This window comes from Cupriavidus sp. AU9028 (assembly GCF_019795295.1).
Classification (GTDB): Bacteria; Pseudomonadota; Gammaproteobacteria; order Burkholderiales; family Burkholderiaceae; genus Cupriavidus.
Genome location: NZ_JAIMCG010000006.1, coordinates 180,382 through 199,407 on the forward strand (window position 1 = coordinate 180,382; position 19,026 = coordinate 199,407).

Annotated in this window: 20 protein-coding genes; 11 read left to right on the top strand and 9 right to left on the bottom strand. The window is 67.5% G+C overall.

The window, feature by feature from the left end; translation table 11 throughout:
• Positions 1-39: 39 nt before the first annotated feature.
• The 3 genes from K6V06_RS09100 to K6V06_RS09110 form a co-directional block, all read right to left on the bottom strand.
• On the bottom strand, positions 40-561 hold the full coding sequence (locus tag K6V06_RS09100; protein ID WP_222242378.1) for an ankyrin repeat domain-containing protein: 522 nt from the start codon (positions 559-561) through the stop codon (positions 40-42).
• Entirely contained in the window at positions 562-2,166 is a 1,605-nt protein-coding gene (locus tag K6V06_RS09105) for a catalase (RefSeq protein WP_222242380.1), read from the bottom strand.
• A gap of 154 nt (positions 2,167-2,320) precedes the next feature.
• On the bottom strand, positions 2,321-3,175 hold the full coding sequence (locus K6V06_RS09110; protein ID WP_222242382.1) for a LysR family transcriptional regulator: 855 nt from the start codon (positions 3,173-3,175) through the stop codon (positions 2,321-2,323).
• A gap of 75 nt (positions 3,176-3,250) precedes the next feature.
• Between K6V06_RS09110 and K6V06_RS09115 the strand changes: the two genes are divergently transcribed.
• The 3 genes from K6V06_RS09115 to K6V06_RS09125 all read left to right on the top strand — a co-directional run bounded on the left by K6V06_RS09115 (position 3,251) and on the right by K6V06_RS09125 (position 5,363).
• Positions 3,251-4,174 (top strand): DMT family transporter, encoded by a 924-nt coding sequence (locus K6V06_RS09115; RefSeq protein ID WP_255581721.1) that lies wholly within the window; start codon positions 3,251-3,253, stop codon positions 4,172-4,174.
• Positions 4,175-4,298: 124 nt separating this feature from the next.
• A complete protein-coding gene (locus K6V06_RS09120; RefSeq protein WP_222242384.1) occupies positions 4,299-4,871 on the top strand; it encodes an OB-fold putative lipoprotein in 573 nt (190 codons plus the stop codon).
• A gap of 144 nt (positions 4,872-5,015) precedes the next feature.
• Entirely contained in the window at positions 5,016-5,363 is a 348-nt protein-coding gene (locus K6V06_RS09125) for a hypothetical protein (protein ID WP_222242386.1), read from the top strand.
• 12 nt (positions 5,364-5,375) lie between these two features.
• Here K6V06_RS09125 and K6V06_RS09130 read toward each other — a convergent pair whose 3' ends face one another.
• Both K6V06_RS09130 and K6V06_RS09135 read right to left on the bottom strand, forming a co-directional pair.
• Positions 5,376-5,789, bottom strand: coding sequence for a VOC family protein (locus tag K6V06_RS09130; RefSeq protein ID WP_222242388.1), 414 nt, complete (start codon positions 5,787-5,789; stop codon positions 5,376-5,378).
• Between the two features lie 87 nt (positions 5,790-5,876).
• Positions 5,877-6,086 carry a hypothetical protein gene (locus tag K6V06_RS09135; RefSeq protein ID WP_222242390.1) on the bottom strand — a complete coding sequence of 70 codons (210 nt, stop codon included), beginning with the start codon at positions 6,084-6,086 and terminating at the stop codon, positions 5,877-5,879.
• Between the two features lie 168 nt (positions 6,087-6,254).
• Here K6V06_RS09135 and K6V06_RS09140 point away from each other — a divergent pair, with 168 nt between their 5' ends.
• The 5 genes from K6V06_RS09140 to K6V06_RS09160 all read left to right on the top strand — a co-directional run bounded on the left by K6V06_RS09140 (position 6,255) and on the right by K6V06_RS09160 (position 12,779).
• A complete protein-coding gene (locus K6V06_RS09140; protein ID WP_222242392.1) occupies positions 6,255-6,743 on the top strand; it encodes a MarR family winged helix-turn-helix transcriptional regulator in 489 nt (162 codons plus the stop codon).
• Positions 6,744-6,892: 149 nt separating this feature from the next.
• Positions 6,893-8,056 carry a multidrug effflux MFS transporter gene (locus K6V06_RS09145; protein WP_370637424.1) on the top strand — a complete coding sequence of 388 codons (1,164 nt, stop codon included), beginning with the start codon at positions 6,893-6,895 and terminating at the stop codon, positions 8,054-8,056.
• Positions 8,057-8,171: 115 nt separating this feature from the next.
• Entirely contained in the window at positions 8,172-8,786 is a 615-nt protein-coding gene (locus tag K6V06_RS09150) for a TetR/AcrR family transcriptional regulator (protein WP_222242394.1), read from the top strand.
• A gap of 186 nt (positions 8,787-8,972) precedes the next feature.
• The gene (locus K6V06_RS09155; protein WP_222242396.1) at positions 8,973-10,280 is read left to right on the top strand and encodes an MFS transporter; all 1,308 of its coding nucleotides are present in this window, start codon (positions 8,973-8,975) and stop codon (positions 10,278-10,280) included.
• Positions 10,281-10,427: 147 nt separating this feature from the next.
• Positions 10,428-12,779 carry a response regulator gene (locus K6V06_RS09160; RefSeq protein ID WP_222242398.1) on the top strand — a complete coding sequence of 784 codons (2,352 nt, stop codon included), beginning with the start codon at positions 10,428-10,430 and terminating at the stop codon, positions 12,777-12,779.
• Positions 12,780-12,947: 168 nt separating this feature from the next.
• Here K6V06_RS09160 and K6V06_RS09165 read toward each other — a convergent pair whose 3' ends face one another.
• Positions 12,948-13,949, bottom strand: coding sequence for a tripartite tricarboxylate transporter substrate binding protein (locus tag K6V06_RS09165; RefSeq protein ID WP_222242400.1), 1,002 nt, complete (start codon positions 13,947-13,949; stop codon positions 12,948-12,950).
• Between the two features lie 37 nt (positions 13,950-13,986).
• Positions 13,987-15,201: a CaiB/BaiF CoA-transferase family protein gene (locus K6V06_RS09170; RefSeq protein ID WP_222242402.1), complete on the bottom strand. Its 1,215-nt coding sequence runs from the start codon at positions 15,199-15,201 to the stop codon at positions 13,987-13,989.
• Between the two features lie 153 nt (positions 15,202-15,354).
• Between K6V06_RS09170 and K6V06_RS09175 the strand changes: the two genes are divergently transcribed.
• Entirely contained in the window at positions 15,355-16,272 is a 918-nt protein-coding gene (locus K6V06_RS09175) for a LysR family transcriptional regulator (RefSeq protein ID WP_222242404.1), read from the top strand.
• Here K6V06_RS09175 and K6V06_RS09180 read toward each other — a convergent pair.
• Both K6V06_RS09180 and K6V06_RS09185 read right to left on the bottom strand, forming a co-directional pair.
• Positions 16,269-17,585: an MFS transporter gene (locus K6V06_RS09180; RefSeq protein WP_222242406.1), complete on the bottom strand. Its 1,317-nt coding sequence runs from the start codon at positions 17,583-17,585 to the stop codon at positions 16,269-16,271. The two genes, K6V06_RS09175 and K6V06_RS09180, sit on opposite strands and share 4 nt — an antisense overlap.
• A gap of 157 nt (positions 17,586-17,742) precedes the next feature.
• Positions 17,743-17,946 carry a hypothetical protein gene (locus tag K6V06_RS09185; protein WP_222242408.1) on the bottom strand — a complete coding sequence of 68 codons (204 nt, stop codon included), beginning with the start codon at positions 17,944-17,946 and terminating at the stop codon, positions 17,743-17,745.
• A gap of 68 nt (positions 17,947-18,014) precedes the next feature.
• Between K6V06_RS09185 and K6V06_RS09190 the strand changes: the two genes are divergently transcribed.
• Positions 18,015-18,338, top strand: a complete 324-nt coding sequence (locus K6V06_RS09190) for a PepSY domain-containing protein (RefSeq protein ID WP_255581722.1) — start codon at positions 18,015-18,017, stop codon at positions 18,336-18,338.
• A 5-nt stretch (positions 18,339-18,343) separates the two neighbouring features.
• The gene (locus K6V06_RS09195; protein WP_222242410.1) at positions 18,344-19,009 is read left to right on the top strand and encodes a response regulator transcription factor; all 666 of its coding nucleotides are present in this window, start codon (positions 18,344-18,346) and stop codon (positions 19,007-19,009) included.
• Positions 19,010-19,026: the final 17 nt, after the last annotated feature.

Consider the following 19,026-nt stretch of genomic DNA (forward strand, 5'->3'; position numbering starts at 1 on the left):
TCGGCCAGGGCGACATGGCGGCACCCGGGGACCGGCGCGCTACACGGGCAGCCGCGCCGCCGTATCCATGGCCCCCATGCTTATCGCCAGCGCCCGCGCGGTCATGCCGGCCGAGTCCCTGACATTCGGGTCGGCGCCCGCGGCCAGCAGCATCTCCAGGATCTCCACCCGGTTGAACATCGCCGCGAACATCAGCGCCGTGCGTCCGTCCGGACCGGCGTCCGCCACGCTGGCCCCATGGTCCAGCAGCAGACGCACGATGGCGGTATCTCCCTTGAATGCGACCCCGTCCAGCGGCGACTGGCCCCGGTCGTTGCGCAGCGCGGGGTCGGCGCCATGAGATAGCAGCAGCGCCGCGGTGGCGGCGTGCCCGTGGTAGCAGGCCAGCATCAGCAGGCTGTCGCCGTTCTGGTTGCGCAGGTTGGGCGGCAGGCCATGCTCCAGCAGCGGTCGCAGTGGTTCGCTTTCGCCGGCCCGCACCAGAGCGAAGACCCGCTGCACCTGCGCCAGCGTGTCGTCGTCCAGCACGGGCCTGCCCTGGCTATCGCGATCCGGCTGCATTTACTTCGCGCCCGCCGTTTCGTCGATCCGCGCCGGCGCTTCCTGCCGCCCGCTGGTGTAGGTCGGCTGCTCGCGCCGCTGATGCGGGGCGGGCTTGCCGGGCAGCGGGGGCAGCGCCTTGGCCTTCTCCAGGTCGATGCCCGCGATCTCGGCCACGCGCCGGCCGTAGTCTTCATCGCAGTGCCACAGGTGCCAGACCATGCGCAGCTGGATCGGCTCCGGACATTGCTTCAGGTCGCCGCCGATGTTGTTGACCAGGTCGTCCCGCTCCCAGTCCTCGAAGGTGCGATAGCGCTCGCCGGCCTGGCGGTAGTCGTCGGTCGTGCGCGAGGTCTGGTAGCGGCCCAGATGCCCTTCCACCCACTGGTGATATTCCTTGGCCGGCTTCGGTGCCTCCTGCAGTCCACCCATGATGCTCGGCTCGTAATTGATGTGCTTGTTGCCGCCGGCCGGGTCGACGTAGTAGGCCATCGCCGCATCGCGCTGATTGGTGTGGGCGCGCGCCTTTTCCTGCGGCGCGTTGATCGGCAGTTGCAGGTAGTTGGGGCCGACGCGGTAGCGTTGGGTATCCGAATACGACAGCGTACGGCCCTGCAGCATCTTGTCGTCGGAGAAATCGATGCCATCGACCAACACGCCGGTACCGAAGGCCGACTGCTCGGTCTCGGCAAAGACGTTGTCCGGATTGCGGTCCAGCACCAGACGTCCGACGGGCAGCAGCGGGAATTTGTCCTCGGGCCAGCGCTTGGTATCGTCGAGCGGATCGAAGTCGAGCTCCGGATGCTCGTCGTCGCTCATGATCTGCACGCAGAACTCCCATTCGGGATAGTCGCCCCGCTCGATCGCCTCGTACAGGTCGCGCGTGGCGTGGCCGACGTCCTGTCCCTGGATTTCCGCCGCCTGCGCGGCGGTCAGGTTGCGCACGCCCTGCTTGGGCTGGAAGTGGAACTTGACCAGATGCGCGACACCCTGGTCGTTGACCAGCTTGTAGGTATTCACGCCCGAGCCTTCCATCTCGCGGTAGGTGGCCGGGATGCCCCATGGGCTCTTGACCCACGTCACCATGTGCAGCGCTTCCGGCGACTGCGAGACGAAGTCATAGAAGCGCCACGGCTCCTGCCGGTTCGTGACCGGATCGGGCTTGAAGGCGTGGATCATGTCCGGGAACTTGATGGCGTCCCGGATGAAGAAGACCTTCAGGTTGTTGCCGACCAGGTCCCAGTTGCCCTCGACGGTCTTGAACTTGATGGCGAAGCCGCGCGGGTCGCGGGCCGTCTCGGGCGACTCGCGTCCGCCAATGACGGTGGAGAACCGGACGAATACCGGCGTCCGCACGCCAGTCTCGTTCAGCACTTTGGCCCGGGTGTACTTCGACGCCGGCTCGTCGCCGATGCGGCCGTAGGCCTCGAACCAGCCATGGGCGCCGGTGCCGCGGGCGTGCACGACGCGCTCGGGGATGCGCTCCCGGTCGAAGTGCGTAATCTTTTCGATGAACTGGTAATTCTCCAGCGTGGCCGGGCCGCGCTCGCCGACGGAGCGCAGCGACTGATTGTCGCTGACCGGATGTCCCTGGCGGGTCGTCAAGATAGGCTTCTGCTCGTTCATGGCGGAACCTCTTTGTAGGGATGTGATGAGTCATGCCCGCAGACGCAGCGCGACAAAGAGGTCGTAGCCGTCAACACGCAAGGCCCGGGGCGCGTTCTGGATGCTTGACGCAAGATGCAGGCCCGGCCGGCGCATAGGTCACAGGCGGGAAAATTCAAAGTCGGAAATGCCGATGCATTGCCTCGGCGAGCAGATCGACTGCCTCATCGGTCCGTGACGACGCGGACCGGAGAAAGACCACCTCGTGCGGCGGAATGGCGGGCAGACCGTCGAGGATCTGCATGTCGGCCGTGACGCGGACCCGGTCGATCAGGCTGACCGCGAGCCCCGCCTCGACGCAGGCCTGCACGGCCTGGCTGGACGGGCTGTCCAGTACGACGCGCCATCGGCGGCCGCTGCGGCTGAGGGACTCCAGCATCGCGTCCCGATAGGGGCAGTCCGCTGCGTACAACGCCAGCGGCAGCGGATCGGCACTGCCGATCCTTGCCGTGGCGGCCCCGACCCAGACCGGGATGGTGGTGGCCACCCCCTCCGGACCCTGGCGCGGCCGCCGCTGCGGCTGCGCCACCAGGGCGGCCTGCAGCTTGCCGCGCTGGACCTGATCGCGCAGCGTGTAGCTGGGAGAGGTACGCACCTCCAGGACGACATTGGGCCAGGCAGCGGTGAAGACAGGCAGGATGTCCCGGATGACGTGCGCCGCGTATTCGTCCGGCACACCGAGCCGGATCCTGCCGGCCAGGCGCGTGCCGTGCAGCTCGGCGAGGACGCGGTCGTGGGTGGACAGCAGGTCCGCGGTGGTGGCCAGCAGCCGCCTTCCCAACGCCGTAAGCGCGACGGACTGGTTGTCGCGCTCGAACAGCCGGCCGCCGGCGACGGCTTCCAGTTTCTGGACTTGCGTGCTGATGGCGGCAGGACTCTTGTGCAGCAGTTCGGCGGCCGCCTTGAAGCGGCCGCTGCGCGCCACGGTATGAAAAGTGCGGACCAGTTCGATATCGAGGACGGCGCTCATGGTTTCGGATTTGTGAACGACTGCTGCAGGAAGTTTTGGTTTACGAGACTACACCGGTTTTGTAGTCTGGGCACCATGTCCCATTCTTCCGCACCGCCCTGCCCCGCCGCTTGCACACCGCGCGGCTGGGCAGCTACCCTGCCGCTGCCCCTGCTCGAAACCGTCCTGATCGTGACATGGAGCTCCGGCTTCGTCGGCGCGCGATTCTCGCTGGACCATGCGCCGGCCATGCTGGTGGTGTTCTGGCGCTGCGTGCTCGTGAGCCTGGTGCTGCTGCCGTTCGTCATCGCGCAGCTGCGCACGGCCTCCCGCGCTGCGCTGTTGCGCAGCGCGGCCGTCGGCCTTTTCTCGATGGGCGGCTATCTGGCCGGCGTGGTCAAGGGCATCGAGCTGGGCGTGCCGGCCGGGCTGGCGGCCCTGCTGGCCGACCTGCTTCCGCTTGGCGTGGCGTTGCTGGCCACGGTGGTGCTGCGGCAGCGGCTCCCCGCGCGGGCCTGGCTGGGTTTGGCAACAGGGGTGGCCGGCGTGGTGCTGGTCACGCACGACGTGGTGTCGGTGGGCAAGGCGCCGTTGTGGGCCTACGGCTTGCCACTGCTGGGCATGCTGTCGCTTGCGGTCGCCACGCTGTGGCAGAAGACCACGAAGGGACCGGACGCACTGGGACTGCTGCCCAACCTGTGGATGCAGTGCCTGGTGTCGGCGCTCGCCTTCGCCGGTCTTGCCGGCATGGAAGGCAGCCTGATGCCGGTCGCCAATGCCGGCTTTGCACTCAGTGTGTTGTGGACCGCGGCGTTCTCCACGCTTGGCGGCTACGGCATCTATTGGCTTTGCCTGCGGCGGTCAAGCGCGACCCGCGTGGCCACGGTCCTGTATCTGAGCCCGGCGGTGACGATGTTGTGGGCCTGGGCCATGTTCGGCGAGCCATTGAGCTGGACGATGGCGCTAGGGGCGGCGACATCCGCGCTGGGGGTCTGGATGGTGGCGCAAAGCCGGGCCTGACGGCGATGCAGGGCCAGCGCTGGCATCGCTTGCGGGAAAACCGGCTAGACTTCCGCCCTTGCACGGCGCCGTGCGGCAAAGCGAGGCGCGCGCCGCTTCGTCCTCGACAACACCCTGGATTCCCATGATCGACCGCAACCGACAAATCGCCGTCGCCCTGGTGGCATTGGCGGTACTGGCCATGCTCTGGCTGGTGGGCAATGAAACCAGCCCCCTGGCCGGCGATGGCGACGCGCCAGCCACCGACGCGTCGCAGCCCCAGGCGGTGTTTTCCCATCGCAACCTGCCCAAGGACGGTACCTTGCCGCCCGTCAGCATCGATCCTGCCCGCCCGGCCGACCGGCTGGCCGAGTACCCGGCCGACGAAATCCTGCGCGACTACCAGAAGGATGCCGATCTGGCGGCGCTCAAGTACCGTGACGACTATTTCATCGTGGAGGGCGTAGCCAGCGGGATCCGGCGCGAGGGCGAGGACCAGGTCTATCTGGAGATTCGCACCAATGAACCGGCGCTGCCTCTGCGCGCGAATCTGCAGCCACGGCAAATCTGCGGGCCTGCTGGAAGAGTGTGCGAGGTCGAAGCACGCGCCACGATGGTCCGGCGCGGGCAGAAGGTGGCGGTGGAATGCAGCGGCGGCCAGCTCGCCGAAGGCAAGCCTCTGCTCGAAGATTGCCTGATTCGAGGGGGCGCGAACTGAAGCGTGCGGTCGTGGCTGTGGTACGCCCGCATCAACTGCTGCACCGAGGCGCGCGTTGCTCGGCCGTGAAAGGAATCGGAAAGCGACTTGTGGGACAGTTGGCCGGTACGCCCCCGCGCAACGGGCGGCCCGAACCGATCCCCGATGAGCGAGACCTGCCACGACGGCGCCACTGCCCCCAAGCCACCTTGCCCTGACGAGCACGCCAGCGTGGCGCGCTTTTTTCTGCAGAAGGGCCTCGACTTCAACCGCCCCGACATGGTTGCGGTGGCAGTGCAGGCGGCGCGGGAAGCGGTCGTCCTCTTTTCGGGAGCCGAGGCATCCGAGGCCGGGCACATCTCCCATCGCGCGGTGTTGCGCAGGGTGCCGCCGGTCGTCCTGACGGTCTATCGCGATGCGCTCGCCGCCAGCGGCACTGCTGCGGAAGCCGGGCTGGTGGATGCGGTGCTGGCCGAGATCGGCGCCGCGCGCGGCTCCCGGCATCGGCACTGAACCCGCCTCGGTTCAGTGCTCGTACACCGCCTCCCACGTCTTGAATCCCTTCACCTCGATCGGATTGCCGAACGGGTCGGTGAAGAACATGGTCCACTGCTCGCCCGGCTCGCCCTCGAAACGGACCTGAGGCGCGAGCACGAATTCGGTGCCGGCGGCCGTCAGCCGGTCGGCCAGCGCGCGCCAGTCGGGCAGCAGCAGGATGATGCCGAAATGCGGCATGGGCACCAGCACCTTGCCGACGTGGCCGGTGCGCGCGGTGCGGAACGGCTCGCCCAGATGCAGCGAGATCTGGTGACCGAAGAAATCGAAATCGACCCAGGTATCGGTGCTGCGTCCCTCCTTGCACCCCAGCACGCCGCCGTAGAAATGGCGTGCCTGGTCCAGATCGGTAACGTTGAAGGCGAGATGAAAGACGGATTGCATGGGCAGGGAGGAGGGTTGGACAGTCCCGGCATTATGCGCCATGGTGCCGCGCCGCTTGCGTGTGCCCTTCCCTCGCCGCCTCGCCGCTCAATATGAGCGCACCGGCTCCTGCGTGGCAGCCGCCGGTTCCGCCGCGGTACCGTCCGGCGAATCGTGATCCAGGACCTTGCGCACCATCGAGCGCCCACGCGGCGGCATGGACAGATACGCCAGATAGAGCGAGGCCGCAAGGGCGACGCCCGCGACGGTAAAGGCAATAAAGGTAGTTCCCGCGATGCCCAGTTTTCCATCCGACATGATTCGCCTCCTGTAAGGTGCCATAGCGCAGGGTTCCGGCGCCGCCAGTCCAACTGGCGCCCGGGTGCCGGAGTGAACCAAGCAAAGCCCGCGCCACCCGCGCGCATTGCAGCTGTCTCGCCGAACCTTTGGTTGACATGCAAACCATCGGGGCGAATAATAGTTTGCATGTCACCTGTCTCCCCTTCCTCCTCCGCCGCTGTTTCTGCCGACACCGCCCGCATCGAGCAGGCGCGCGCCCGGCTTGGGCGGCTGGTGGGCGCGGTCTATCGGCGGTGGCGTCGGGCGGTCGATCAGAGCTTCCGGGAACTGGGCCTGACTGACGCCAGCCGCGCGCCGCTGGTCGCACTGTACGAATCGGACGCGCCCGGCATGCGGCAGAAAGACCTTGCCGAAATCCTGGCGCTGGACAAGTCGTCGCTGGTCCGGGTGCTGTCGCAGTTGCGGGAACTGGGCCTGGTCGAGTGGGAGACCGAGGAGACGGACCGACGCGCCAAGAGCATTCGATTGACCCACGAAGGCCGCGCGATGGCCGAACGGATGGTGGCCAAGAGCCTGGAAATCGAAGCGCAGATCCTGCAAACACTTTCGCCCGCCGAATTGCAGACCACACGGCAGGCCCTGGAGAAAATTTCCCGCCGCCTCGACGAAATCTGATGCGGCCCCGATCGATGCAACCCTCGCAACCACCTTCGCCGCGACGACCGCAGGAAGCGCCGCAATCCTCGCAGCAATCGTCGCACCAATCACCGCAGCAATCCCCACGACACTGCCCGGAACCCCGCGAACAGCCATTCTCGCCGGCCGTGCGCGCGCCGATGTGGCTGCTGGTGCTGGTGACGCTGAGCGGCACCATGGCAATGCATATCTTCGTGCCGGCGCTACCGCTGGCGGGCACCGATCTGCATGCAACGCCCGCCGGCATGCAGCAGACCATCACCTACTACGTGTTGGGCCTGGCCTTTGGCCAACTGATCTACGGGCCGGTCTCCGACACGATCGGGCGCCGGCCGACGTTGCTGGTCGGCCTGTGCCTGTATCTGTGCGCCAGTGTCATGGCGCTGTTCGCCACCTCGCTCGAATGGCTGCTGATCGCACGCTCGGTGCAGGCGCTCGGCGGTGCGGCCGGCATTACGCTGGGCCGGTCCATCGTGCGGGATACCGCTGCCCCGGGCCGTGTCACCAGCGACCTCGCGCTGCTGAACCTGCTGACGCTGGTCGGCCCCGGCCTGTCGCCGGTGGTTGGCTCGTTTCTGGCCGATCAGTTCGGCTGGCGCGCAATCTATGTGTTCCTGGTCGGCATTGCCGGCCTGATGGTGTATTGCGCCTGGCGCATGCTGCCGGAAACCAATCCGCACCGGCGGTCGCTGGAGGTACTGAAGATCGGCAGGGACTATGTGCGGCTGCTCGGCAATTCGCGCTACCTCGGCTACATGCTGGGCGGGTCCTGCTCCACCACCGCGCTGTATCCCTATCTCGCCACGCTGGCGTACATCGTCCATGGCCAGCTGGGACTACCCGTCTGGCAAGTTGGCTGGTTCGCCTCGGTCACGATTGCGGGCGCCAGTCTCGGCACCCTGATTACCCGGCGGCTGGCGGGCTCGCTTCGCCCCGAGATCTTCCTGAACACCGGAGCGGGACTGAGCCTGTCGATGGCGGTGCTGCTGTTGCTGGTGCAGCTCGGTGGCTGGCTGACGCCGCCGTTTCTGATCGGCATCACCTTCATGCTGACGATGGGTGCGGGGCTGGCGAGCCCGGCCGCATTGTCTCGCTCGATCTCCGCGGTGCCGGGGCTGACCGGCGCAGCCGCCGGACTGTACGGTTGCGGCCAGATGGCGGTCGGGGCGCTCGGGACCAAGCTGGTGGGCTACGGCACCAATGCGACGATCGCCTGCGCCGTGGTGCAGATCGTGATTACCAGTACGGCGCTGGGCGCTTACCGGGTGGCGGCCCGCTCGAAAGCGGCCTGATCCCGGTTCGGCACAGGGTCTGCGCCGTCAAATAAATGATGCTCATCATTTTATTATTGATTGGATGATGAGCATCATCTAAACTGCGCCCAAGAGCCATCCACCAGGAGCGCCCGTGCCCCGCTCATCCCGTGCGCAGACCCAGAAGAACCGTGACGCCATCGAGGCGGCCTCGTCCCGGCTATTCCGCGAACGCGGCCTGAATGGCGTCGGCGTCGCCGATCTGATGGCGGCAGCGGGCCTGACCCACGGCGGCTTCTACAGCCACTTCGATTCCAAGGACGCGCTGGCGGCAAGGGCGTGCGAACTGGCCTTCGTCGAGTCCTTCGACCGCTGGGAAGCGCGGATGCGAGACGCTGCCGACGCGGGCACGGACAAGCGCGCGGCGGTCGCCGACCCGTACCTGTCCATCGCGCATCGCGACCGTCCGGGACGGGGCTGTCCGGCCGTGGCCCTCGCCGTCGATGTCGGGCGGGAATCCGCGGAAAAACCGGTGCGCCGCGCCTACGCCGAAGGTCTACAGGGCCTGGTCGAACGCTGGGCGCAAACCGTGGACGACCCGGACCCGCAGGCCAGGCACCAGCGTGCGCTGGCGGAGCTGTCGACCATGGTGGGCGCGGTGATGCTCGCCCGCGCCACCGCTGGCGATGCCCTTTCCGAGGACCTGCTCGCCGCCGCCCGTGCGGCGCTGGGCCTGCCCTCGCCTGACATTCCCCCGCCGGAAGACTGATCGGCTTGCCATCGCAGCGGCACGGCCTGATGGTGTCCGCCGCATTCGCATCACGTTACCGCCTGTCAAAGAAACGCTTTCCAGCCGAGCCGAACCGGCGGAAGGGAGGCGCTCGGCCTGCGCGGGCTTCTGGCGCGACTGGCCGCGGGCGGCATTCCTGACTCCCCTTCCTTTCGTGGAACCCGCATGCTCGTCAACTCGCTTTCCGCCGCCTTGCACCGGCGCGGCCTGCACTATGCGTGGCTGATCGCCGCCCTCGCCTTCCTGGTCATGCTGACCACCTCGGCGGCATTGGGCCTGCCCGGCGCGTTCCTGGTGCCGCTGCAGCGCGAGCACGGCTGGAACACTGACGAGGTCGCCTCGGTGCTGGCCGTCCGCTTCGCCCTGTTCGGGCTGATGGCGCCGTTCTCGGCAATGCTGATCGAGCGGATCGGCATGCGCGGCGTGGTCACGGCTGCCTTGCTGCTGATCGCCGCGGGCATGGGCCTGGCGACCCAGGCGACGGCGCTGTGGCAGCTCTTCGTCGCGTGGGGCCTGCTGCTGGGGCTCGGCTCCGGCATGACGGCACTGGTGCTCGCCGCGGTCGTCGCCAACCGCTGGTTCTGCGCGCGGCGCGGCCTGGTGATCGGCATCCTGACCGCCAGCGCGGCGACGGGCCAGCTTGCCTTCCTGCCGCTGGCGGCCTGGCTGATCGAGAACGTGGGATGGCGCAGCGCGGTGCTGCCGGTGATGGCGGCCTGTGCCGGGCTGTCGGTGCTGGCGTGGATTTTCCTGCGCGATCGCCCGGCCGACCTCGGTCTCGCCCCGTATGGCGACCCCCAGCCGACGGCAACCGGTGCCCAGGCCGGCACGATGCCGCCGCGCATGGCACTGAGCGCCCCTTTCCTCGCCTTGCGCGACGCGGCGGGCAATCGGGTGTTCTGGCTGCTGGCCGGCTCGTTCTTCATTTGCGGGCTCAGTACCAACGGCCTGATCCAGACCCACTTCATTCCGCTCTGCGGCGATTTCGGTCTCGGCCCGGTACCGGCGGCCTCCGTCCTGGCGATGATGGGCGCATTCGACCTGGTGGGGACGGTCCTGTCGGGCTGGCTGTCGGACCGGTACGACAGCCGCAAGCTGTTGTTCTGGTACTACGGGCTGCGCGGCCTGTCGCTGCTGTGGCTGCCGCATTCGACCTTCTCGCTGTACGGCCTGTCGCTGTTCGCCGCGTTCTACGGGCTGGACTGGATCGCCACGGTCCCGCCGACCGTGAAGCTCGCGGGCGCCACCTTCGGCAGCCGGCTTGCGCCGATGGTATTCGGCTGGATCTTCGCCGCGCACCAGCTGGGCGCTGCCGTGGCGGCCTACGGGGCCGGCCTGTCCCGCACGCTGCTGCTGACCTATTCGCCGGCGCTGTACGTGGCAGGGGCCGCCTGCTTCATCGCGGCCCTGTTGTCGCTGGGCGCCGGCCCCCGCACGGCAGCTGTGGCGGGCGCCAGCGCGGCGAGAGCCTGAGCGCCCTGCCGCTGGTCGAAATCCGGTATCCTTCATCCCGAAGCGGCGCCGCCTGTCCGTCATCCGTGCCATCCCCTCACCGGTCCAGGTCGGACCGGGGGACTCGATGCCGGCGCCGCAGCGGTCAAGAACAATCCCCGATATCTGATGACGGCCCATTTGACGGGCGCGGTGCCGGATCCTCGCGATGCCGGCCTGTCCGCCCGAGACGACCTTGCCAGGAACATCCCATCGGCGTCCCTGGCGCTGCAAGCACTGCTCAGAGGTCAAGCCGCGGTATTTGCCGCGATCGAGCGCAACGCCACGCTGAATGAATGTCTCGCGCAGGTTCTCGCCTGGGTCGCGGACGCAGGGGGCGCCGGCACTGTCGCCCTGCTGGTCACGGAAGTCGGCGGCGAAGGCCGTGAGTGGCAAGCCCAAGGCCTCTCCCCCGAACACGCCAGTGCCATCGCCGCCGCCGCCGAGGCCTTCGGCGGCGCCGCACAGCCCGGCATCGACGACCACGGCGGCGCCCGTCCCGTCGTCGATGTGCGCGGCACCTCCGGCCTGGGCGAAAGTTGGCGCACCGCCTGTCTGGCGGCGGGCATCGAACGGTATGCCCTGGCACCGTTGTGGCAGGAAAATGACCGCAACTGCGGCTTCCTGTTGCTCGCCGGCGACGACGGCACCGGCCGGGGTCTGCAGCAGCCAGGCGAACTCGCCTGCTGTGCGGCCAGCATCGCCAGCCTGGCGATCCGGCAGAACGGCCTGAAGCAGGCTGTGGGGCGGCTGGGGACGCGCCTGGAGGCGGAGCTGTCGGATACGCGGCTGCTGCAGGGCATGAGCTTGCGCGTCGGCGAAAGCGGCATGCCCGGCCTGTTCGATGAAATCGTCGCCGCGGCGGTGGAGATCATGGACTCGGACTTCGCCAGCATCCAGATGCTGGACGCGGATCGGGGCGAGTCCGGCGAGCTCAGATTGCTGGGCAACCATGGCTTCGACGAACACGCGGCGCGCTTCTGGGAATGGGTCGCTGTCGATTCGAGCAGCACCTGCGCGATCGCGCTGCGCACCGCGGCCCGGGTGCATGTCGTCGATGTGGACGACTGCGATGGACAGGTGAACGGCGAGGATCTGCAGACGTATCGGCACCTCGGCATCCGCTCGGTGCAGACCACGCCCCTGCTCTCGCGCAGCGGCCAGCTGCTCGGCATGATCTCGACCCACTGGCGCAGACCGCATCGCGTGACGGAGCGCGATCTGCGGCTGTTCGACATCCTCGTGAGGCAGGCGGCGGACCTGTTGCAGCAGAACATCAACCAGCGCGAACTGCAAAAGCAGGCACGCCAGAAGGACGTCTTCCTCGCGCAGCTGGCGCACGAGCTGCGCAATCCGCTGGCGCCGATGCGCACGGTGGGCGAGCTGATGCTGCGCAAACCGGGCGACAGCGAGCTGGCGCACTATGCCGGCGAGGTCGTGACCCGGCAGGCCGGTTACCTTTCCCGGCTGGTCGACGATTTGCTCGATGTGAGCCGGATCACGCGCGACCAGATCGAACTGCGGGTCGAGCGAACCACGCTGGAGACAGTGACCCGTCTGGCGATCGAAATTACCGCGCCTACCTTGAAATCGCGCCAGCAGCGCCTGCAGTTGTCGCTGCCGCGAGGCCCGGTCCAGCTCGATGCCGACCCGGTGCGACTGTCGCAAGTGTTCGCCAATCTGCTGATCAACGCCAGCAAGTACTCCCCGATCGGCGCGCCGATCTGGCTGGAAGCGGATACCGGCATGGACGAAGGCGGCGAGGACATCGTCGAGGTTCGGGTGCGCGACGTGGGCCTGGGGATTCCGCCCGAACAACTGGAGGAGATCTTCGGTCTCTTCTTTCAGGGTGCGGCCCCGGTGTACCCCGCCACCGCGGGGCTTGGCGTCGGGCTGGCCCTTGCCCGACGGCTGGTCACCCTGCATCGCGGCACGGTGACCGCACATAGCGACGGCATGGGGACGGGCGCGGAATTTCGCGTGCGCCTGACCGCGGGTGCGCGGACGCGGGGACCCGGCGTTGCGACCGAGTCCGATTCCCAGCCATCACGGCCGGCGGCAGCCATCGAGGCGGCGGACGATGGGGATTGCAGGCCCTTGCCGCCACTGCGCATCCTGGTGGCGGACGACAACGTCGACGCCGCGGAATCGCTCGGTGAAATCCTGCGGCTCAGCGGGTACGACGCGCAACTGGCCCACAGCGGGGATGACGCGGTGGCCAAGGCCGATAGCTTGCGGCCCGATGTGGTGCTGCTCGATATCGGCATGCCGGGACGGGACGGCTACCAGGTCTGCCGGCATATTCGCGCCCAGCCCTGGGCGGCGCACGTCACGCTGATCGCCGTTAGCGGCTATGGCACCGACGCCGACCGCCGCCGCAGCGCAGAGGCGGGCTTTGCCATGCATCTGACCAAGCCGGCCGATATCGGCGCGCTGCTGGCGCAGCTGGACAGGGTCGGTTCGGAGCGCGGAGCGCGTTAGCGGTTTGCTCCCTCTCCCCGGCCCTCTCCCACAAGTGAGAGAGGGGAGAAAACCCAAGGCAATTGAAGCGCTAACGGTTTGGCTCCCCTCTGCCGCGAGCGGGAGAGGGGCCGGGAGAGAGGGCAACGGCGGCAGGATGCGCGCGAGCCCGAACGCTCGCCGCCCGCATCAATTGGCGCTGATGCCCTTCGCCTTGACGATCGCGCTCCAGCGGTCGTAGTCCTTGTTCAGCCGCGCCTGCATCTGCTTGCCATCCTGGAATGCGGCAATCGCGCCCGCACCGACCAGCTTCTGCTGCAGGTCCTTGTCGTTGGTGATGATGTGGCGCGTTTCCCGGGCGATGCGGTCCACGATTTCCTGCGGCGTCTTCAGCGGCGCGATCAGGCCGCCCCACGAGTCGAAGTCGAAGTTCTTGAAGCCCTGTTCCGACACGGTCTTCACGCCCGGCAGCATCACCGTGGCGTTGGGGGAGCTCAGCGCGATCGCCTTCAGCTTGCCGGCGCGGATATGGGGCAGCGCGGCCACGACGTCGGCGAACATGATGCCTACCTGGCCGCCCAGCAGGTCGGCCACCGCCGGCGCGCTGCCGCGATACGGCACGTGCATCATGTCGAAGCCGCCCAGATCCTTCAGCTGCTCCATCGCCAGATGGCCGAAGCTGCCGGTACCCGAGCTGGTGTAGTTCAGCGGCGTCTTGCTCGCCTTGGCGAAGCGGATCAGGTCCTGCAGGTTGTCGACGCCCGGCACGACCGCCGGGTTGATGACGATGGCCATCGGCAGGTTGTACACCGTCGCCACCGACAGGAAATCCTTCTTCACGTCGTACGCGTTGTTGCTGTACATCAGAGGCGCCAGCAGCGCCGGCATGCCGAACATCGACAGGTTGTAGCCGTCCGCCGGGCTCTTGATGAAGCTGGCCGTGCCGATCGAGCCCGAGGCGCCGGGCTTGTTCTCGATGATGACCTGCTGGCCAAGGCGCTCGGACAGCTTCTGGGCGACGATGCGCGCCGCCGTGTCGGTGGGGCCGCCGGCCGGGAAGGCCACCACCATCTTGATGATGCGGTCGGGCCATGCGCCCTGCGCGATTGCCATCGACGGCAGCATCGCCATCAGGGAAGCGGCGGCGCCCGCCTTGATCAGCTGGCGGCGGCTGCGTTGCACCTCGGTCATGTCTCTTGTCTCCTGGGTAAATCGAAAATTCGTTGGGTCAGATTACGCCGTTCGCGCGCAGATCCGATACAGCCTTGTCGTCAAGGCCAAGCAGTTCCTTGAGCACCGTCTGCGTGTGCTCGCCCAGATGCGGCGGCGGCATCCGTACCGGCATGCGCTGGCCGTCCATCGCGTACGGCGGCGCCAGCACCGCCTGCGTGCCGGCCTCGCTGTCCTCGAAGCGGTGCAGCAGGCCGGCCGCGGCCGTCCGCTCGGACGTCAGCGCTTCGAACAGGCCGAGCACTTCGCCGCAGGGAATCTGCGCGGCGGTCAACCGTTCGAGCAATTGCGCGCGGGTGAAGCCGCGCAGCGCCTCGCGCAACTGGGGCAGCAGGATCTCGCGGTTGGCCGAGCGCGCGGTGTTGGTGGCAAAGCGCTCGTCGTCGGCCCACTCCGGCCGGCCGATCACCTCGCGGCAGAAGCGCTGGAACTGGCCGTTGTTGCCCACCGTGACCACCAGCGGGCCGTCGGCGGCGTCGAACACGCCGTAGGGCACGATGGACGGATGGGCGTTGCCGTACTTGGGCGGATCGTCGCCTTGCAGCAGCGCTTCCATGCCGTAGTACGAAGTAATCATCAGGCCGCAATCGTAGAGGGCCATCTGTACATGGCGGCCGCGGCCGGTCGACTGGCGGGCGAACAGCGCGGCCAGGATGGCCTGTGCCGAGTACATGCCGGTGAACATGTCGACTGCCGCCACCCCGAACTTGAGAGGCCCCTGGCCGGCGTCGCCGTTGGTTGCCATCACGCCGGATTCTCCCTGCACCACCAGGTCGTAGCCGGGACGCTTGGCCTCGGCGGTGGCGCGCGAGTAGCCGGAGATCGAGCAGTAGACCAGCTTCGGGTTGAGCGCGCTCAGTTGCTCGTACCCCAGGCCAAGCTTCTCCGCGCCGCCAACCTTGAAGTTCTGGATCACCACGTCGCTCTTCGCGGCGAGTTCGCGGGCGATCCTGGCGCCCTCTTCGCTTTGCAGGTCCAGCGTGATCGCGCGCTTGTTGCGGTTGGCGCTGTTGAAGTAGGAGGTGTTGCGGGTGCCGATGCGGATGCCCCAGTCGCGGGTATCGTCTCCGCGGGCCGGATGCTCGACCTTGATGACGTCGGCGCCCAGATCGGCCAGCGCCATGGCGCACATCGGACCGGCCAGCACGCGCGACAGATCCAGCACGCGCACGCCGGCCAGGGGCAGCGCCGCGGCGGTGTTCTCTTGGTTCATGGTGAATGTCTCCGTGCTTGCAGACCGGTGCCGGCTCCTGGTCCGGTTTGCTTCCGATAGCCGAGATTGTCTATATGTTCTTTATGTTTGACAATTGCAACCGATATCCGACATATATGTTGACCGGGAGTTGACAATCACTGCAGAGGGACCATGGATCTGAACGGCTTGTCGTTGCTGGTGGACATCGTCGAGGCGGGCAATCTGAGCCGGGCGGCGCAGCAGCTGGGCATGAGCCGCGCCAATGTCAGCAAGCGCCTGAACCAGCTGGAGCGCCAGCTCGGCGCCGAATTGCTCCGCCGCAGCACCCGCCAGCTGGAGCCGACGGAGCTTGGCTGGCAGCTGGTCGAGCATGGGCGCGCGATCCGGCAGGAATTGATGGCGGCGCAGGAATCGGTGCAAAGCCTTGGCAAGCGGCTGAGCGGCACGGTGCGCCTGAGCGTGCCAAGCGGGTTCGGCCAGCACACGATGTCGGCGTGGTTCATCGAATTCATGACGATGTACCCGGCCATCACGCTGAACGTGATCTTCGACAACGATATCGAGGACCTGGTCAAGGGCGCGGTGGACTTTTCGATCCGGGTGATGGGCGAGATGCCGACCAACGCGGTCGCCTGCACGCTCGGCGATGTCGAGTATGTCGCCTGCGCGACGCCGCGACTGGTCCGGGAGCACGGCATGCCGGGCACGCTGGAGGCGCTGCGGGAACTGCCGCTGATTACCTCGGAATTGACGGGCCAGAAGCTGCACGTGGCCGGCCGCTCTGGAAGGGCTGGCGGCCGCACGCCGATCCGGCCGCGCCTGATGTCGGCCAATTTCTTCTTCCTGCGCGATGCCATCCTGCAGGGGCTGGGCGTCGGCCTGGTGCCCGGCTATATGGTCGCCGGCGATCTCGCAGCAGGCACGCTGCTGCGCTTGCCGCTGCCGGCGCAGGATCTCGCGTTCCTGCGCACCACCATGTATCTGCTGTACATGCCGGCGCGCTACCAGACCCGCGCCGTCACCACGCTGATCGCCTTCCTGCGCGACAAGGCATCACAAGGTCCGCTCAAGACCCGGGGAACGCCTTAGTCCAGGGCGCGGTTGCGCGACTCCACGTTGACCGCGCCGATGGCGATGGCGCCGACCACCAGCATGGTGGAGATCATCGCCAGCGCAACGGTGAAATGCGTGCTCATCACCGGGGCGATGATGGCGGGGGCGAAAAGGCCGCCGAATCGGGCCACCGCGCCGGCGGTGCCCATGCCGGTCGCGCGCAGGTCGGTGGGATAGACCTCGGGCGTGAAGGCATACAGCGCGCCCCAGGTACCCAGCAGCGCAAAGCTCATCAGCAGGGTGGAGCCCACCACCACGGTCGACGACGTGCCCAGGCTGTAGAGCATGCAACCGACCGCGCTCAGCAGCAGGAAGCCGATCAGCGTCGGCTTGCGGCCCCAGCGCTCCACGCCGTAGGCGGCCAGCGCGAAGCCGGGCAGCTGCACCAGCGCGAGGATCACCAGGAACACCTGCCCCCGCATGAAGGCGAAGCCCTCGCTGCTCAGCCGGATCGGCAGGTAGACGAACACGCCGTAATAGGCGATGGAGATCAACGCCCATGCGGCGAGCAGCGCCATGCTGCGGCGGCGGAACGTGCTGGAGAACAGCGCGAAGACGGACTTCTTCTCCGCGGCCTCGGCCTGCAGCGAGGGGATTTCGGCCCGATTTCCGTTCGCGCGCGCGACCCGCTCCAGTACCCTGCGGGCGTCTTCCGCCCGGCCGCTGCGGCTGAGGAACATCGGCGACTCGGGGATATGGAGCCGCAATACCACGCCGATCAGCGCCGGGATACCGGTGACGAAGAAGATCACGCGCCAGGCATCGTCACCCCAGGAGGCGGCCGCAAGGGCCAGCAGCGCCAGACAGATGGTGCCCAGCGCCCAGAACGATTCGAGCATCACCAGCCAGCGGCCGCGCCGGTCGCTCGGCAGGAATTCGGCCATCATGGTGTAGTCCACCGGCAGCGTGCCGCCCACGCCGATGCCGGTCAGGAAGCGCAGCACCAGCAGCCAGGTCAGGTCCGGCGCAAACGCCGACGCGACCCCGCAGGCGGCATCGACCAGCACGGCCAGCAGCAGCACGGGACGGCGGCCGATTCGGTCCGCCATGCGGCCAAGCAGCGCCGCGCCGATCAGCATGCCGATGAAGAAGACCGTGCCGGTCTGCAGCGCCTGGGGCACCGTCACGCCGAAGGTCGAGGCGATGGACGGGGCGCTGAAGCCGATCGACAGCACCTGCATTGCATCGGCCATCCACACCAGTCCGAAGATGGCGAACAGCCGATACTGGAATTTCCCTACTCCCGCCGTCTGGATGCCCTGTTCGAGGGAAATCGGTGAAGTCGCCATATGTTCGAGCTGCCTGGAGCTGACTGGAAAAGGCGATAGCGTAGCGCAGACTGCGCCATCGGGGCACGCCGCGGCCGGAGGGCGCCGAAAGTCGATTGAAAGTTTGCTGGAGAAGAATCGGCACGCAGCCGCGCCGGCGTCGTCGCTGCCAGCCGGTTCAACCGGCGGCGGAGGCGGCGCAGTAGAGGAACGGCAGCGCCGGCCACAGCAGGCTCAAGGCCAGCAGCACGAGGGCGGCGCTGTCGGCGGCAATATCGCGCAAGGCGCGCGCGGAAGACAAGGAGTGCAATGGCATGGGATGGGCCTCGACAAGTTCCGCCATGGTGCCGCCGCTTTCCTGAACGGCGGCTGAGCGTGTCATTCAGGCTCCGTTCAGCTTTCTTGCCGCAGCATGCCGGCATACCCCCTTCTGCCGCCGTGCACCTGCCGATGACTCGCCTGCTTGCCCTGTTCTTCGCGATGATGACCTGCTACCCGATCGCTCCCGCCCGCGCCGATGCCGATGCGGACATGGCCCGGGCCGCGCTGCGCTCGGGCGAGATCCTGCCGCTCACGCGCATCCTGCAGACGGTCGCCAGCCAGTACGAGGGCGATGTCATCGATGTCGAACTGGAACGCGACGACGGCATCTGGAAGTACGAGATCAAGCTGCTGCTGCCCACCGAAAGCGTGGCGAAGCTGGAATACGACGCCCGCAATGCCACCCTGCTCAAGTCGAAGGGGCGTGGGCTGGAGTCGGCCCGGAAACGCTGAATCCCATGCGCGTGCTCGTGGTTGAAGATGAACCTGTGCTGGCGGACCAGCTGGCCAGCTCCCTGGGCCAGGCCGGCTATGCGGTCGATCGCGCGCCCGACGGCGTCGAGGGAGAACATCTTGGCGCGGTGAATCCCTATGACGCCGTGGTGCTGGACCTGGGCCTGCCCCGGCTCGATGGCCTGTCGGTGCTGCGGCGATGGCGTCAGGCGGGCCGCAACATGCCGGTGCTGATCCTGACCGCCCGCGACAGCTGGATGGAGAAGGTGGACGGCATCGACGCCGGCGCGGACGACTACCTCACCAAGCCCTTTCGCATGGAGGAGCTGCTCGCGCGCGTGCGCGCGCTGATCCGGCGCGCCAGCGGCCACGCCGTTGCCACGCTGCGCTGCGGACCGGTGCAGTTGGTGCCGGCCACCGGACAGGTGACCGTCGGCGGCACCCCGGTGACGCTGACCGGCCACGAATTCCGCCTGCTCAGCTACCTGATGCACCACCAGGACACCATCGTCAGCAAGTCCACCTTGACGGAACACCTGTACGCGCAGGACTTCGACCGGGACAGCAATACCATCGAAGTATTCGTCGGCCGATTACGGCGCAAGCTGGGTGCCGATGCGATCGACACCGTGCGGGGGCTGGGCTATCGGATGCGCTCGCGCGAGGCATGATGCGGCGATCCATTGCA

What these genes read in the sequence shown, in the direction of transcription:
- K6V06_RS09160 (WP_222242398.1), top strand. Translation starts at nt 10,428, where the DNA reads ATGACGGCCCATTTGACGGGCGCGGTGCCGGATCCTCGCGATGCCGGC.
- K6V06_RS09115 (WP_255581721.1), top strand. Translation starts at nt 3,251, where the DNA reads ATGTCCCATTCTTCCGCACCGCCCTGCCCCGCCGCTTGCACACCGCGC.
- K6V06_RS09195 (WP_222242410.1), top strand. Translation starts at nt 18,344, where the DNA reads ATGCGCGTGCTCGTGGTTGAAGATGAACCTGTGCTGGCGGACCAGCTG.
- K6V06_RS09105 (WP_222242380.1), bottom strand. Translation starts at nt 2,166, where the DNA reads ATGAACGAGCAGAAGCCTATCTTGACGACCCGCCAGGGACATCCGGTC.
- K6V06_RS09180 (WP_222242406.1), bottom strand. Translation starts at nt 17,585, where the DNA reads ATGGCGACTTCACCGATTTCCCTCGAACAGGGCATCCAGACGGCGGGA.
- K6V06_RS09175 (WP_222242404.1), top strand. Translation starts at nt 15,355, where the DNA reads ATGGATCTGAACGGCTTGTCGTTGCTGGTGGACATCGTCGAGGCGGGC.
- K6V06_RS09125 (WP_222242386.1), top strand. Translation starts at nt 5,016, where the DNA reads ATGAGCGAGACCTGCCACGACGGCGCCACTGCCCCCAAGCCACCTTGC.
- K6V06_RS09170 (WP_222242402.1), bottom strand. Translation starts at nt 15,201, where the DNA reads ATGAACCAAGAGAACACCGCCGCGGCGCTGCCCCTGGCCGGCGTGCGC.
- K6V06_RS09110 (WP_222242382.1), bottom strand. Translation starts at nt 3,175, where the DNA reads ATGAGCGCCGTCCTCGATATCGAACTGGTCCGCACTTTTCATACCGTG.
- K6V06_RS09185 (WP_222242408.1), bottom strand. Translation starts at nt 17,946, where the DNA reads ATGACACGCTCAGCCGCCGTTCAGGAAAGCGGCGGCACCATGGCGGAA.
- K6V06_RS09165 (WP_222242400.1), bottom strand. Translation starts at nt 13,949, where the DNA reads ATGACCGAGGTGCAACGCAGCCGCCGCCAGCTGATCAAGGCGGGCGCC.
- K6V06_RS09190 (WP_255581722.1), top strand. Translation starts at nt 18,015, where the DNA reads ATGACTCGCCTGCTTGCCCTGTTCTTCGCGATGATGACCTGCTACCCG.
- K6V06_RS09130 (WP_222242388.1), bottom strand. Translation starts at nt 5,789, where the DNA reads ATGCAATCCGTCTTTCATCTCGCCTTCAACGTTACCGATCTGGACCAG.
- K6V06_RS09135 (WP_222242390.1), bottom strand. Translation starts at nt 6,086, where the DNA reads ATGTCGGATGGAAAACTGGGCATCGCGGGAACTACCTTTATTGCCTTT.
- K6V06_RS09140 (WP_222242392.1), top strand. Translation starts at nt 6,255, where the DNA reads ATGTCACCTGTCTCCCCTTCCTCCTCCGCCGCTGTTTCTGCCGACACC.
- K6V06_RS09155 (WP_222242396.1), top strand. Translation starts at nt 8,973, where the DNA reads ATGCTCGTCAACTCGCTTTCCGCCGCCTTGCACCGGCGCGGCCTGCAC.
- K6V06_RS09100 (WP_222242378.1), bottom strand. Translation starts at nt 561, where the DNA reads ATGCAGCCGGATCGCGATAGCCAGGGCAGGCCCGTGCTGGACGACGAC.
- K6V06_RS09120 (WP_222242384.1), top strand. Translation starts at nt 4,299, where the DNA reads ATGATCGACCGCAACCGACAAATCGCCGTCGCCCTGGTGGCATTGGCG.